Source organism: Alteromonas sp. G5_S2_22_S1 (assembly GCF_054968525.1).
The window spans coordinates 1-14,117 of the sequence record NZ_JBQKUJ010000016.1 but is presented as its reverse complement, the minus strand read 5'-3'; the positions used below and the strand labels follow the sequence as shown (position 1 = coordinate 14,117).

At 43.4% G+C, this 14,117-nt stretch carries 15 protein-coding genes; 12 read left to right on the top strand and 3 right to left on the bottom strand.

Going from position 1 to position 14,117, the window contains the following annotated elements; translation table 11 throughout:
• The first annotated feature begins 1 nt into the window (after position 1).
• The 4 genes from ACTRWF_RS15440 to ACTRWF_RS15425 all read left to right on the top strand — a co-directional run bounded on the left by ACTRWF_RS15440 (position 2) and on the right by ACTRWF_RS15425 (position 5,364).
• Positions 2–1,756 (top strand): sugar phosphorylase, encoded by a 1,755-nt coding sequence (locus ACTRWF_RS15440; RefSeq protein ID WP_012518648.1) that lies wholly within the window; start codon positions 2–4, stop codon positions 1,754–1,756.
• Between the two features lie 80 nt (positions 1,757–1,836).
• On the top strand, positions 1,837–2,508 hold the full coding sequence (locus ACTRWF_RS15435; protein ID WP_278385928.1) for a phosphoglycolate phosphatase: 672 nt from the start codon (positions 1,837–1,839) through the stop codon (positions 2,506–2,508).
• 137 nt (positions 2,509–2,645) lie between these two features.
• Complete coding sequence (moeA, locus tag ACTRWF_RS15430; protein ID WP_015067351.1) at positions 2,646–3,860, top strand: molybdopterin molybdotransferase MoeA; 1,215 nt, start codon at positions 2,646–2,648, stop codon at positions 3,858–3,860.
• A gap of 130 nt (positions 3,861–3,990) precedes the next feature.
• On the top strand, positions 3,991–5,364 hold the full coding sequence (locus ACTRWF_RS15425) for an MATE family efflux transporter (RefSeq protein WP_462835813.1): 1,374 nt from the start codon (positions 3,991–3,993) through the stop codon (positions 5,362–5,364).
• Positions 5,365–5,381: 17 nt separating this feature from the next.
• On the opposite strand, the gene ACTRWF_RS15420 is transcribed toward ACTRWF_RS15425, so the two are convergent.
• The 3 genes from ACTRWF_RS15420 to ACTRWF_RS15410 are packed head-to-tail and all read right to left on the bottom strand — an operon-like array spanning position 5,382 to position 8,288.
• Positions 5,382–6,251, bottom strand: coding sequence for an NTP transferase domain-containing protein (locus ACTRWF_RS15420; RefSeq protein WP_462835812.1), 870 nt, complete (start codon positions 6,249–6,251; stop codon positions 5,382–5,384).
• Between the two features lie 19 nt (positions 6,252–6,270).
• Entirely contained in the window at positions 6,271–7,452 is a 1,182-nt protein-coding gene (locus tag ACTRWF_RS15415; protein WP_020743719.1) for a vWA domain-containing protein, read from the bottom strand.
• Entirely contained in the window at positions 7,452–8,288 is an 837-nt protein-coding gene (locus ACTRWF_RS15410; RefSeq protein ID WP_012518654.1) for an AAA family ATPase, read from the bottom strand. The genes ACTRWF_RS15415 and ACTRWF_RS15410 overlap by 1 nt, the downstream gene beginning before the upstream one ends.
• Before the next feature lie 270 nt (positions 8,289–8,558).
• Here ACTRWF_RS15410 and cysK point away from each other — a divergent pair, with 270 nt between their 5' ends.
• The 8 genes from cysK (at position 8,559) to ACTRWF_RS15370 (ending at position 14,063) form a co-directional block, all read left to right on the top strand.
• Positions 8,559–9,524, top strand: a complete 966-nt coding sequence (gene cysK / locus ACTRWF_RS15405; RefSeq protein ID WP_012518655.1) for a cysteine synthase A — start codon at positions 8,559–8,561, stop codon at positions 9,522–9,524.
• 244 nt (positions 9,525–9,768) lie between these two features.
• The gene (locus tag ACTRWF_RS15400) at positions 9,769–10,227 is read left to right on the top strand and encodes a nuclear transport factor 2 family protein (protein WP_015067356.1); all 459 of its coding nucleotides are present in this window, start codon (positions 9,769–9,771) and stop codon (positions 10,225–10,227) included.
• Between the two features lie 228 nt (positions 10,228–10,455).
• A complete protein-coding gene (locus tag ACTRWF_RS15395) occupies positions 10,456–10,719 on the top strand; it encodes a hypothetical protein (protein WP_334060958.1) in 264 nt (87 codons plus the stop codon).
• A gap of 182 nt (positions 10,720–10,901) precedes the next feature.
• Entirely contained in the window at positions 10,902–11,366 is a 465-nt protein-coding gene (locus tag ACTRWF_RS15390; protein ID WP_334061023.1) for a DUF4262 domain-containing protein, read from the top strand.
• A gap of 129 nt (positions 11,367–11,495) precedes the next feature.
• On the top strand, positions 11,496–11,807 hold the full coding sequence (locus tag ACTRWF_RS15385; RefSeq protein WP_055018621.1) for a hypothetical protein: 312 nt from the start codon (positions 11,496–11,498) through the stop codon (positions 11,805–11,807).
• Between the two features lie 136 nt (positions 11,808–11,943).
• Positions 11,944–12,435: a hypothetical protein gene (locus ACTRWF_RS15380; RefSeq protein WP_239260057.1), complete on the top strand. Its 492-nt coding sequence runs from the start codon at positions 11,944–11,946 to the stop codon at positions 12,433–12,435.
• Between the two features lie 536 nt (positions 12,436–12,971).
• Entirely contained in the window at positions 12,972–13,553 is a 582-nt protein-coding gene (locus ACTRWF_RS15375; RefSeq protein ID WP_071968172.1) for a hypothetical protein, read from the top strand.
• A 123-nt stretch (positions 13,554–13,676) separates the two neighbouring features.
• Positions 13,677–14,063: a tautomerase family protein gene (locus tag ACTRWF_RS15370; protein ID WP_462835811.1), complete on the top strand. Its 387-nt coding sequence runs from the start codon at positions 13,677–13,679 to the stop codon at positions 14,061–14,063.
• Positions 14,064–14,117: the final 54 nt, after the last annotated feature.

Here is a 14,117-nt window from a genome sequence, read left to right as displayed (position 1 = left end):
TATGGCATGGGAGCACCTCCATGACAAAGTAAAGCACCATTTAGAAAGCATTTACGCCGATGTAGCGCTAGACGTCTCTTATGAGACGCTAGCCACAGAGCTAATGAATACAATAGGTATTCAGCAACAAACTGACATAGCTTCACCTCAATCTCATCACAACTATTGGGACGAAGAAGACATTATCATGATCACCTATGGTGATAGCGTGATTGATGAGGATGAACGCCCTCTTGTTACGTTGAATAAGTTCATGCATCGTTATTGTAAGAACACAATCAATAACGTGCATATTCTTCCCTTCTTTCCTTATAGTTCCGATGACGGGTTTTCTGTCATCGACTACTCTACGGTAAACGAAGCATTAGGGTCGTGGGATGATATCGAAGCCATAGCCAAAGATTATGGCTTAATGACAGACTTAGTGATAAACCACTGCTCTGCGCGGAGCGTTTGGTTCGACAACTTTGTTAAAGGTGAAGGGCCGGGATCCGACTTTTTCTTTACCGCAGATCCGGCTGACGATTTATCGCTGGTGACCCGCCCTCGTGTTTCCCCTTTGTTGCGTGAAACCGAGACCGCCGATGGCACTAAGTATGTGTGGTGTACCTTCAGTCACGATCAAGTAGACTTTGACTTTAGAAACCCTAAAGTGCTTTTAGCGTTTATCGATATCATTAAACTGTACATTGATAAAGGCGCCAAGATATTCCGTTTAGACGCGGTTGCCTTTCTATGGAAAATTGTGGGCACAAACAGCATTAATCTGTTTCAAACTCACGAAGTCATTCGTTTAATAAGAACCCTGATTGAACACGTTGACCCATCCATCATTATCATTACCGAAACAAATATTCCAAACAGGGAAAATCTAACCTATTTTGGTAATGCAAATGAAGCCCATGCAATCTATAACTTTTCGTTACCGCCACTGCTTGTAAACACACTGGTAAGTGGTGATTGTACTTATTTGAAGAGTTGGATGATGAGCATGCCTCCTGCACAAAACGGCACGGCATACTTTAACTTTATTGCTTCGCACGATGGTATTGGGCTGCGCCCTGCAGAAGGCCTGCTTTCTGAAGAGGAAATATCTGATTTGGTTCACGCCATGCAGCACTTCGGTGGAAAAGTATCTTGGCGGGCCTCTGAGCATGGTCAGCAAAAACCGTATGAAATTAACATCACACTGTTTGACGCTCTGCAAGGCACGATAAAGGGGCCTGACAAGTATCAGGTCGACCGTTTTATCTGTGCACATGCCATTATGTTAGGCATGGAAGGTATTCCTGGTATCTATATTCATAGTTTACTGGGCACCTCTAACGACTATGAGAAAGTCGCTAACACTGGCCAGAACCGCTCGATAAACAGAAAGCGCTGGGACTTTAACGAACTAGAAGCCTTGTTAGATTCTCCGTTCTCTCAACATCACAAGGTTTTAACTCGTATTTCTCAGTTAATCCGCATACGTAAGGCACAGCCTGCATTCCACCCCAATGCTACGCAGTTTACGCTGCAATTGGGCAATCAAATATTCGGCTATTGGCGTCAGAGCTTAGACAGAAAGCAAAGTATTTTCTGTATCAGCAATATATGTGACGAAGAGCAAACTATTTTGCTTTCTGACATTAACTTGATAGGTACAGACAACTGGATTGACCTCATTACCCGTGATGAGATTTCACTTTCCAGCGGCTTTTTACAAATGAAGCCCTACCAAGTACTGTGGATCAGTAACCAAGATTTTGAATAATCCAACTGGTCGATAAATATACCGCGGTACGGATACTGCGGTGTTATGATTAACCTAACACTCCCCCCTATTATATGTTCATGCAAGATATTAATACCTTTCTATTCGACCTAGATGGAACACTAGTAGATTCTGTGCCAGATTTAGCGAAAGCCCTGAACCTGATGCTAAGTGATTACAACCTGCCAACCTATGAGGAAGCGAAAATAAGGCACTGGGTGGGCAATGGCGCTCGGGTTCTGGTTGAAAGAGGTTTAAGCGGTAATATAAAAATTAACCATGCTTTTAGCCAAGAAGAAGTTGATATCGCGCTAGACAAATTTCTTATCTGTTACAGAACATTAGAAACCAAAAGCACCGTGCTTTACGACGGTGTTGCCGCCACGCTCAAAACTCTTAAAGCGCATGGCTTTACACTTGCGTTAGTAACAAATAAACCTTCAGAGTTTATAGAACCAATCCTTACATCGTTTTCATTGTTGCCCTTGTTTTCAATTACCATTGGCGGTGACACGCTTTTAGAGAAGAAACCCTCTGCTTTACCGCTTATGCATGCCTGTGAAAAATTGGGCGTTTTACCCTCTGAATGCGTAATGGTAGGCGATTCTAAGAATGATATTCTTGCCGCTAAAGCCGCGAATATAAAAAGTATAGGCCTTACCTATGGGTACAATTACGGTGAAAGTATTGCGACCTACCAGCCTGACTGGGTGTTCGATAGCTTTAGAGACATTCTGTCGTTACGCGCTTAAATTAAACCCAAACACGGGGGCCAAAAGCTGAAGAAGCAAAATACCCCCCGCTTTCTTTTATTTCACGCTTTAACCTTTGGTATAACGCGGCTTTTTCTGTAATATCCGCGTGTTAAATATTTCAAGGAGTGACGGGTATGTCATCAAAATGGCTTTCATTAGAAGAAGCTCTGGCCAAAGCATTAGACGCGGCGTACGCCATTGACGACGTAGAGCAAGTAAGCATTTTTGAGGCTAACAATCGCATTTTGGCGCACGACCTTGTTGCCACCCTTGATGTACCGCCTTGGGACAATTCAGCAATGGACGGGTACGCCGTTAACGTTGAAGACCTTTCTGGCAGCAATGAACTCGAAGTTCAAGGTATTATCACAGCAGGTATGGAAGCCGATACCCCGCTACAAAAAGGTAAGGCATTTAAAATAATGACTGGCGCCCCTATTCCGAACAACGCCAATGCCGTTGTTATGGTAGAAAATACCTCTGAGTGCAACGGCAATGTGGAGATAAACAAACGCCCCATCGCCCACGAAAACATTCGTAAAAAGGCCAATGATATTGGCTGTGGTGATACTCTCGTTCATAAGGGCACTCGACTGCGCGCTGAGCACCTCATGCTACTGTCTTCACAAGGAAAGTGTAAAATAGACGTTTTCCGAAAGCTGCGCGTGGGCGTTGTCGCTACAGGCTCTGAACTAGCTGCACCGGGCGAAAGCCGCGCCGCCACTCAAATTTTCGAATCGAACCGGGTAGGCATTGCCAGTATTTTGCAAAACGAAAACGTTGAGCTTATCGACTTTGGCATTGTTGAAGATAACGAAGTTTCGCTACGGGAACTTTTCATTGAGGCTAGCAAGCGCGTTGACGTCATGGTAAGTAGCGGCGGCGTATCGGTAGGCGATGCAGACTATGTTAAAGATATTATTGCAGAGCTAGGCAGCATAGACTTTTGGAAAGTGGCAGTTAAACCAGGTAAGCCTTTTGCCTTAGGTAAAATAAATAATACGCTTTTCTGTGGCCTACCTGGTAACCCTGTGTCGTCGTTCGTCACCGCAAAGCTACTGGTTGTGCCCGTTATCAAAAAAATGCAAGGAGAAGCAAAGACCCACGAGCCGCTCTTTATTAACGCCACTATCACAACGCCTCTAAAGCGCCGCGCAGGCCGTCGGGATTTTCAGCGGGCCACCATGGCTAGAAATGCCCAAGGTGAATGGGAAGTCACGCCATTTAAATCGCAGAGTTCTGGGGTAATGACGTCAATTACATCTGCAAACTGCCTGATGATAGTACCTGAGGAAGTAAGCGAATTAAAAGAAGGCGATACGGTTCAAGTAATGCCTCTTCATTTTTAAATAAAGTATGCACTTGAAGGGTTAACGTACATTATTCAATTCCACACGCTTTAACCTATTAGGCAAGAGCACTAATTCATAAACCAACACACTGCTCGCACCTTAGCGATAACTTAAGAGACACATTGCCGTGAATAAAAAACGCTTTCTTTTAGAAGGTAGAGATATTTTAAAACTAGCTTGGCCTTTACTGGTTGCTCAAATTACGCAAATGCTAATGGGCGTGAGCGATACCATCATGGCAGGCCGCTACAGTGCAACCGATATGGCAGCCGTAGCGCTGGGCTTCAGTATTACCGTACCTTTGCTGTGTTTTATTCAGGGGATTGCGTTAGCGCTGCCCCCTATTATTTCTCGTTTACAAGGAAATCGGAATTTAAATGGCATTGCCGATGCTAGTCAACAGGCAGGCTACTTGGTCTTTTTTGTAGGCGTACTGGTGGCGGGTTTAATTCCCTTTACAGCAAGTATTGTTGCTTTATTCCCAATGGCCTCAGAACTATACAGTATAACCGTGGACTACGTACTATACGTGTTATTTGCAATGCCCGGTTTTGCACTTTACCAGTGGCTAAGAAACTACTGCGAAGGGTTAGGCAAAACCAAGCCAACAATGACTATTACTGTAATTGGACTGATGGCCAACATAGTAGGTAACTATCTATTCATTTACGGCGCTGGACCGATACCCGCAATGGGCGGTGCAGGGTGTGGTATTGCAACAGCCATCGTTATTTACACCATGCTTATCGCCACAGTGATATACGTACGCTTTGCGCCAGCTTTGCAAAAATATAACCTGTTCGGGCAGCTATACAAGCCAAACTTGGCCACCATAACGAGAACGTTCAAACTTGGGTTACCTATCGCCATGACCATTCTGTTTGAGGTGACCTTATTTTCATTGGTTGCACTGCTGCTTGCTCCATTTGGTGCAACAACCGTTGCCGCACATCAAGTTGCACTGAATTTTTCAGCCCTCATGTTTATGTTTCCCATGAGTATAGGTATGGCAGCGGCTATTCGAATAGGCTACCGAATTGGCCAAAACAATCAGCGGCAGGCTAAAATTGCAGCTCGCACCGCCATTTTTATTGGTTTTTGCTCTGCCGCGTGCACCGCAACATTTACACTGCTAGCTAAAGGCTTCATCATTGGCCTTTATACCAGTGACGACGCGGTTTACACCCTTGCCAATGCGCTCCTTATCTACGCCGCCCTATTTCAGCTATCCGACGCGGTGCAGGTTATTTCGGCCAATGCATTACGTGGCTATAAGGACACTACAGCGATGTTTCTCATTACCTTTGTCTCATACTGGTTAATCGGCCTACCGACTGGCGTAGTCTTAGGCAGAACCAGTTGGATAACTACAGAGCCAATGGCAGCTGCGGGCTTTTGGATTGGTATTATCGTAGGTTTAAGCGCGGCGGCGATCATGTTGGGCGCACGCCTTCTTTATGTTCAACGCCCTAGTAATGCAGTGCGTTTAAACGCCGTGTAGCTAAGCTTACTGTTTGCCTAAGCGTCTTTTGGCTTTTTACTCTGGGCGAGATTATGACTGGGTAAAATAAAAAGACGGCTTATGCGCGACCAATCCTGTGACGTGTCTATATCGAATTGCGCATTCGGTGTAGGCACCATGGTTACCCTTCCCGCCTTTAAGTATTTGTTAATAACTGGCTTAGCGCCCACATCCCCGCGAAGTGAAAGTAGCTCGTTAAACATGTCTTTGGGGAATATGGCTGGTACCGTTAACCGTGCCCCCGAATTATTTGCTACGCCTGGCTTTTCACGACTGATATGCCATTGGCTGCAAACAATATTATTAGGGTTCTTTTGCGATGCTTCGATAAGCCGCAACACGTCACTTTCAACAAGGCACGGCAAATCTGCCAATGAAAATAAAACGTGAGTGGGCCAATCCGCTTCCTTTTGGCAACCTGGTTTAAGTGTACCTTCAGAAATGGTTTTATCTTTTAGCGTGACTTGTGAAGAAATCGACAGAACGTGTTTTACACCTTCTCGAATACTGGAAGCCATCCCCTCTTTCCACGCCGTGTTACATACAAGGTTAACCGGTAGCTGACTCAACTGAGCATCTATACTTGAATGCCACTTACCCGTAACAACAGTGACTTGGTTTTGAACCGGTAACGTTGACTGATTGCACGCCCTTGTAAACAAAGCCCTAGAAGCAGAAGCCGATGGCGCGGTAAGGTATATCTCTTTTGCTTTAATGAGCGTACGTACGCTGTGCTCAATAAGAGGTAATGAAGAAACGGGATGAGTAGATAGCAGCTTATTACCCTTGTAACGGGCGCTTTGCCCGCCAGCAAGTAATACGAACGCTATATTATAATCACCTAAATTCAAATTCCGCGTGCCCATCAGCGATTGTCGTTTATACCTAACGGCTACGACTTAGCCCTTTTATGGCTTCAGTTAGACCTTCAAGGGTTAACCCATACATTCTCTGTTCCATGATCTCTCGGATGATCTTGATAGATGAATAATAAGGCCAATAGTTTTCAGGTTGCGGATTAAGCCACACGGCATTGCTAAAATGATTCAACAAACGCTGCATCCACACACTACCCGGCTCTTCATTCCAATGCTCTACGCTGCCGCCTGGATAGGTTATTTCGTAAGGCCCCATAGTGGCGTCACCGACAAATATCACCTTGTAATCTTTACCGTAGCGATGAATGATATCCCAAATAGGAATACGCTCTTTCTCCCGCCGTAAATTGTCTTTCCACACCTCTTCATATACACAGTTATGAAAATAAAAGTACTCTAAGTACTTAAATTCGGTTTGTACGGCAGAAAAGAGCTCTTGGGTACTCTTAACGTGGGGATCCATTGAACCGCCTACATCAAAGAACATTAACACTTTAACCGCGTTGTGGCGCTCTGGCGCCATGTGAATATCAAGCAGGCCGCCTTTCTTCGCGGTTTCGCCAATGGTAGTAGGTACATCTAAGTGTTCGCTAGCACCTGTGCGCGCGAATTTACGCAGTTTCCGAAGCGCCACTTTAATGTTGCGCGTACCTAACTCAACATCAGAACTTAAGTTTTTAAACTCTCGCTTATCCCACACCTTAGCGGCAGAGAATTTGCGGTTTCCTTTCTGACCTATACGTACACCTTCCGGGTTGTCGCCATAGGCGCCAAACGGCGACGTACCGCCAGTGCCTACCCACTTATTTCCCCCCTGATGGCGCTTTTCTTGTTCTTCCAAGCGCTTTCTCAAGGTGTCCATAAGTTCGTCAAGTCCGCCAGCTTTACGCAGCGCTTCACGTTCCTCCGGGCTCAAGTTTTTTTCAATCTCTTTACGCAGCCACTCTTCTGGGATGTCTTTACCGAACAAATCGACAGACTCTACCCCTTCAAAATAATCAGCAAATGCCCTATCGAACTTATCGTACTGGGTTTCGTCTTTCACCATAATGGTACGAGACAAGCTGTAGAAAGCTTCGATGTCGGCATATACCACGTGATGCTCCAACGCTTTGAGCAAATCAAGTAACTCGCGGAGCGTGGTTTTAACCTGATACTTTCGCAGTGTATAAAAAAACTGAATAAGCATTAGCGACGCGCCATAAAGACCAGTTTTTCAAACAAATGAATGTCTTGCTCATTTTTAAGTAAAGCACCGTATAGTGGCGGTATTGCTGCTTTGCCGTCTTTTGAATGCAGCGCTTCAGGTGGAATATCTTCAGCGACAAGTAGCTTTAACCAATCTATCAGTTCAGAGGTAGAAGGCTTCTTCTTGAGGCCAGGTACATCGCGAATTTCGAAAAAGGCTTTCAACGCTTCATCAAGCAGCTTTTTCTTTAGATCCGGGAAGTGCACATTTACGATTTCTTGCATTTCATCTGGGTTCGGAAACTGAATATAGTGGAAGAAACAACGACGCAAAAAGGCATCTGGCAACTCTTTTTCATTATTCGACGTGATAATTACAATAGGACGCTGCTTCGCGACTACACGCTCTTGTGTTTCGTAAACGAAGAATTCCATCTTATCGAGCTCTAACAGTAAGTCGTTAGGAAATTCGATATCGGCTTTATCAATTTCATCGATGAGGAGAACAGGACGTTTTTCTGCACTGAATGCTTCCCACAGCTTACCTTTTACAATGTAATTACTGATGTCGTGAACGCGATCGTCACCTAATTGGGAATCGCGAAGGCGCGATACTGCGTCGTATTCGTACAAGCCCTGCTGCGCTTTTGTAGTTGACTTAATATGCCATTGGATGAGTTCAGTACCTAAACTCTCGGCTAGCTCTTCGGCAAGCATGGTTTTACCCGTGCCCGGCTCACCTTTAATAAGTAGCGGGCGCTCTAAGGTAATGGCAGCGTTAACCGCCAGCTGTAAGTCTTTGGTTGCGATATAATTAGACGTGCCACTAAAAGCCATTATTGTTGTACTCCGTTTAATTTTTCGTCTTTGCAATTTTTACTATATTATCAAGGCACCTAGATGATTGCCCATAGATATAACATATAGCTAAAAAACACTTTGCATTTTACAGTTTGGGACCAATGATATAGGGGTATGACGAAATCCCCTAATTTAGGCTGTGAATTATTAACTATCACGTGCGCTGAATTATTAACTACTAAAAAGGTCGTACAGATCACGACAGACGGGGTTTCCTTTAAATCAGGAACGAGGTAAGGATTTATAATGAACGTATTTGACGACAATTCCCTATCTATTGGCCGCACGCCACTAGTTAAGCTAAACCGCGTAACATCAGGTAATGTGTACGCGAAGATTGAATCGCGCAACCCAAGTTTCAGCGTTAAGTGCCGTATTGGTGCGAACATGATTTGGGATGCTGAAAAGCGCGGTGTCCTTACCGAAGGTAAAGAGATTGTAGAGCCTACCAGCGGTAACACAGGTATAGCGCTTGCGTTTGTGGCTGCCTCTCGCGGTTACAAACTAACGCTTACTATGCCTAGCAGCATGAGCCTAGAGCGCCGCAAGCTACTTAAAGCATTAGGCGCAAACCTAGTGCTAACAGAAGCGCCTAAAGGCATGAAAGGTGCGGTTGCTGCTGCACAAGAAATTGTTGCGTCAGACCCAGACAAGTACGTACTGCTTCAACAATTCGATAACCCAGCTAACCCTGCTATTCACGAAAAAACGACGGGCCCTGAGATTTGGGAAGATACAGACGGTAAAGTAGACGCGTTTGTAGCAGGTGTTGGTACCGGTGGTACGATTACCGGTGTAAGCCGATACCTAAAAAATACCCAAGGTAAAGCTATTACGTCTATCGCAGTAGAACCAACGGACTCACCGGTTATCACGCAAGCGCTTGCAGGTGAAGAACTCACACCTGGACCACACAAAATCCAAGGCATTGGCGCAGGTTTCATTCCAGGTAACCTAGACTTAGACTTAATTGACGAAGTTGAGCAAGTGACCAACGATGAATGTATGGACATGGCGCGTAAGCTTATGACCGACGAAGGTATTCTTGCCGGTATTTCTTCTGGTGCTGCAGTTGTGGCTGCAAAGCGCTTTGCCGAACGCCCAGAGAACAAAGACAAAGTAGTGGTTGTTCTGCTAGCTAGCGGTACCGAACGTTATCTAAGTAGCCCGCTGTTTGCTGGTGCATTTGACGAGCAAGAAGAAGTTCAATAAAAACGCAACGTTTTTAATTAGAGAAGCGAGGCATTTGTTGAAGCCTCGCTTTTTTTGTCTCAATCAGCCTTAGATGACTTCTCTATACTACCTCTTGCGTTACGCCCCCCATTCCTTATTTTGCTTTTCCATTAAATATTGTGAATAATCAAGCAATAGCTTATTGAAGCGAACAGTACATTGACTTCATTAAGATATAAAACTATCAATAAGAAACGGACGTCTTTAAATTAAGGTATATCAAATGAAAACGCGTATGTGGTACGCCCTTTTGGGGCTTTTTACAGTTTTGATTTTATCCGGCTGCGGTGAAAAAGAAGAAGGCATTGGCCGCTACGGCATGCTAGACGAGAGCACTCCCGAATACACTACCGTGAAATTTCTAAAAAGTGTTTATGAAGACGACAACTTAGATACTGCGATACAGCTTTCTAGCGAAAAATTATCCAGAATACTCACCCGATATCACACGAATAGTAACGTTCAACGCCACTTGCTTAATTTAAAATACGACACAGTGACAGTTACCCCTCAAAGCGCGGGACGGGTTGGCAGAAACGAGTTTGCAGAAAAATCAACGATTACCGTGTTTTTAAGCGGCAACTATAACGGCGATAAAGTAGAAGACCTACGAAGCCTGGATTTGATTAAAGAAGATGGCGAGTGGAAGGTTAACAAGATTCACCCTGACGCCTATTTATAATTAGCAAGAAGCACTGTTTTTATAACCAGCACTTCAGTCTTTTGCTATAGGTAAAAATAAAAGAGAAATTTTCCGGCTTTCAATCTAAAAAACCTTTCGTTTTTATTTTGTGTGTTGTTTTTATTTGATAATCTATTTCAAATCAAAAGTGATATACGGAAATTTTCCACCTTACATAAAGGATTTTTTCCTTACACTAAATTGTTATAAGCCAAAGGATATTGTGAGATGGACTCTCTTTTAATTGTTTATATTGCTTTTGCTATCTACTTGGTTTTAAACCTTGCTGTTTCTGTTTTTCTAGTAAAAAGAGATGACTTAGATAATGTTCAAAAGTTTTTTCAAATCCTTTTGGTTTGGTTAATTCCGTACTTTGCCGCTATCGGTTTATGGCTATTTAACAAAAGCCAAGACCAGCCTGTAAAACAATTTTCTGAGTTTGGTGGTGGTGCACAAGACAGCAGTAATGCGGGCTCCGATGGTAGTCAGTAGAGTGGGTAAGTTAAAAACCTTAAACTCTGTACAAGGTTGTATTGGCAGGGCTTATAACAAACCGCTGTAGACGCAAGCGGAGCTTGCTGGGACAAAAACACGTGGGCTGTCCTCGCTTCGCTCGATATTATAGCCCACTAATTTTGCCCCTAAGCGGGGTGTTATATTTCACGGAGATTTTAGTGGACGAAAGGGATGAGAAAGCACTGAGTGACATCGAAGAATTTGGATGTCACGTATTAAAAGTCATGGAAGGGGATGGAGAACCCTGCTTTAGCTATTCGATTGGAATCAACAAGCAACAAAACAAACCGGATTTAATTATTGTCGGTCTCAAGCTTGATTTGGCTCACTCTGTTATTAATAACTATAAAAATCGTTTACTTGCAGGTGAAATCTTTGAACCTGGTAAATACTATTCTGATTTTCTTGGTGGCTTTGATGTTTGTTTCATAAAAGTGGACAAATCACATTACGAAGAATATTTAGGCTGGGGACTGTGGCTACATGATGGTGATGATTTTGATGTGTTACAAATGATATGGCCAACAACTGATGGTTTTTGGCCTTGGTTTGATGACAGGTCAGAATATTACAGGTGGGCACAGCCTGTATTAAATGAGTCCGGAGCACTAAGTGAAATATAACAAAACGCTGTTGGCACTCCCTTCGGTCGTTGGGACGCAAACACGGGGCCGCTTCGCGATTATAGCCCCGTGCTTGCGCCCCAAAGCTTAGCGTTATACACTTTGATGAAACCTAAACATTGGAAGTTAATGAGAAAGCTATCAATTGCTTATGTCGCAGCAGTTGCAGCTTTACTTTTAATTGAAATATTCGTATTCACCTTCGTGGACTACGGTCATAAACCGTCTAATTTTGTAGGTTGTTACGCCTATGACGCAATGCTTGTAGGGTTTAAATGTGTTGGGATACCAGCGTCTGAGTTCTTTTCTTTCGCTTTAAACTTTCCGCTTTATCACGTGTACATGCCGTTCTTCGTTTTATGGAATCCGCTTTTAGCTTTTGCGGCTATTGCAATGTATTCGCCAGTGGTTATGCTGCTTGTATCCAGTAACAAGGTTTAATCGGCACGTGTATAACAAAAAAATCAAGTTCGCCCGCTGCGCGGGCTGGGACGCAAACATGTGGGCTGCTCACTTCGTTCGAATTTTAGCCCACATGTCTGCGCCCCTTATTTAAAAGTTATGCGATTGGTGGGACATGGATAAAAAATTAGAACGTTCCAATGCAGATAAGGTCTTAAGAAGACTAACTAACCAAATCAAGCCACTTGGTTTTGTTCGAACAAAACCAACGTTTTGGGTTAGAGAACAAGAATATTTGGTTCAATTCATTCATATACACAAGTTCACATTTGGCCCGTGCTTTAGACTGCACACGTGTGTTAGACCTTTAAATTCTGAATTGGAATTTATTGGGTTGTTTGGTCCAATCGAGCGGGAACTTAGCGCCACTACCAAATTTGAATACACGGAGGCCTCAAACTCTGTAGAAAATTGTGCTTCTGCAATGTCTCAGTTTATCTCAACATTTTCAGAAGAGTGGTATGCAACTCTTGGTAGCTTAGCGACATTACTGAGTTCAAAATCAGTACTAGACGCACAGGAAAAAACGTCACTTCAAGAATCCTTAGATGGGAATTCAAAAATATCCAACATCGAAAGAACGAGGCTGTTATTAAAAATCGCATAACAAAACACTAAAGGCACTCGCTCTGCTCGCTGGGACGCTAACACATGGGCTGCGTCACTTCGTTCCTAATTTTAGCCCATGTGTTATCGCCCCTTAGTGGGGTGTTAGGTGCTACTAGCGAAAGTCAGCTGAATCAAGCTTTGCTTAAGCTTCTCAAGTGTAATTTGGATGAAACCATTTATGAAGAAACACTCAAAATCCGACAAGGTTCTTTTAGTTTTTTGTGGTCTGTTTTTCATCTCTTTATTTATTCATGGACTATCTACTGGACAAGTCTCCCCTAAAGGTGGCGAGGACTATTCTCTAGAAACCAGCCCAAGCATGTTTTACTTTATTTTGGGTGTGTATGCGGCATTAACTGGTGCATGTATATTTCAACTAGTAAGAAACAAAATGCAGTTTAAATGAGCACGCACCTAACAAAAAAATTAAGTCACTCACTGCGTTCGCTGGGACGCATACATGCGGGGCGGCTTCGCCATTATGCCCCACATGCCTGCGCCCCTTATTTAAAAGTTATATTTCAGGGAAGGGTTATGAGTAGAAAGGATGATTTGAGAACAAAGCTATCACAACTACGTAAACTGTCTGATAGTGGGGAACACAAAGAGCACAGCTTTAATACTGAAATCGCCTTTTTAGAAGACTTATTGGAAAAAGAAGACGAACAAAGCTTAGATGCAATTAATGACTTAATCATACACCTCCCGTCTGAAGAACACGATCCTGCGTTGATTGTTCTTAAAGGTCACCTCCTCATAGAGAAATTAGTTAGAAGATTCATTTCTAGTAGGTTAGTTAATCCAGAACCGTTTGAAAAATCACAAATAAACGCATTATCGTGTATTACTATTGCGGAAAGCATGTGCCTAGCGAATGAAGAGCCCAAATGGCTTTGGACACAGATAAAAGAGTTAAATGCAGTAAGAAACAAGCTCGCCCATAACCTTCCTAATGAAAAAATAGAACAGCGCATACATAACTTTATTGCAACTGTTTCTGTTCGTGAAAACTTACATAGTAAAACTCTCACAGGTTGCATAGCAAGATTATACGGCATGTTAAAAGGGCTTTGTGAAGTGGCTGAATCCAGTGAATTCAGGTTGTACAAGCGATGAAATATAACAACTCAATAAACTCGCTCACTTCGTTCGCTGGGACGCATACACGCGGGGCGGCTTCGCCATTATGCCCCACATGTATGCGCCCGTTATTGGAAAGTTATACACAAGGAAACATCAGTGGTTGTAATATATGGAATAAATCAACATCTCAATCCAATTAAAGCTGCACTTTCAGATGTAATACATCATTGCATGCAGTCAGTTCTTGGTATGCCCGAAGACAAACGAGCACATAGATTTGTGCCTCTAGAAAAAGACAACTTTTATTATCCTGGTGGAAGAAGCGATGCTTATACGGTAATCGAAATCAATTTGATGAAAGGTCGCAAGCCGGACACGCAAAAGCAACTTATTAAAACGCTTTTCAAAGAAATAGAGTCCGCCATCGGTATTAAGCCAATCGACATAGAAATCACCATCAAAGAGCAAGAAAAATATCAGTGGGGTTTTAGAGGAATTACAGGCGACGAGGCGGTCGATTTAAAGTACAAAGTAAATGTATAACAAAAAATTATGTCGCCCGCAGGCGGGCTGGGACACAAACACGCAGGCGGCTTC

Coding starts and splice junctions, on each gene's coding strand:
- ACTRWF_RS15435 (WP_278385928.1), top strand. CDS start 1,837: ATGCAAGATATTAATACCTTTCTATTCGACCTAGATGGAACACTAGTA.
- ACTRWF_RS15395 (WP_334060958.1), top strand. CDS start 10,456: ATGGACTCTCTTTTAATTGTTTATATTGCTTTTGCTATCTACTTGGTT.
- ACTRWF_RS15440 (WP_012518648.1), top strand. CDS start 2: ATGGCATGGGAGCACCTCCATGACAAAGTAAAGCACCATTTAGAAAGC.
- ACTRWF_RS15415 (WP_020743719.1), bottom strand. CDS start 7,452: ATGCTTATTCAGTTTTTTTATACACTGCGAAAGTATCAGGTTAAAACC.
- ACTRWF_RS15380 (WP_239260057.1), top strand. CDS start 11,944: ATGGATAAAAAATTAGAACGTTCCAATGCAGATAAGGTCTTAAGAAGA.
- moeA (WP_015067351.1), top strand. CDS start 2,646: ATGTCATCAAAATGGCTTTCATTAGAAGAAGCTCTGGCCAAAGCATTA.
- ACTRWF_RS15375 (WP_071968172.1), top strand. CDS start 12,972: ATGAGTAGAAAGGATGATTTGAGAACAAAGCTATCACAACTACGTAAA.
- cysK (WP_012518655.1), top strand. CDS start 8,559: ATGAACGTATTTGACGACAATTCCCTATCTATTGGCCGCACGCCACTA.
- ACTRWF_RS15385 (WP_055018621.1), top strand. CDS start 11,496: ATGAGAAAGCTATCAATTGCTTATGTCGCAGCAGTTGCAGCTTTACTT.
- ACTRWF_RS15400 (WP_015067356.1), top strand. CDS start 9,769: ATGAAAACGCGTATGTGGTACGCCCTTTTGGGGCTTTTTACAGTTTTG.
- ACTRWF_RS15410 (WP_012518654.1), bottom strand. CDS start 8,288: ATGGCTTTTAGTGGCACGTCTAATTATATCGCAACCAAAGACTTACAG.
- ACTRWF_RS15420 (WP_462835812.1), bottom strand. CDS start 6,251: ATGGGCACGCGGAATTTGAATTTAGGTGATTATAATATAGCGTTCGTA.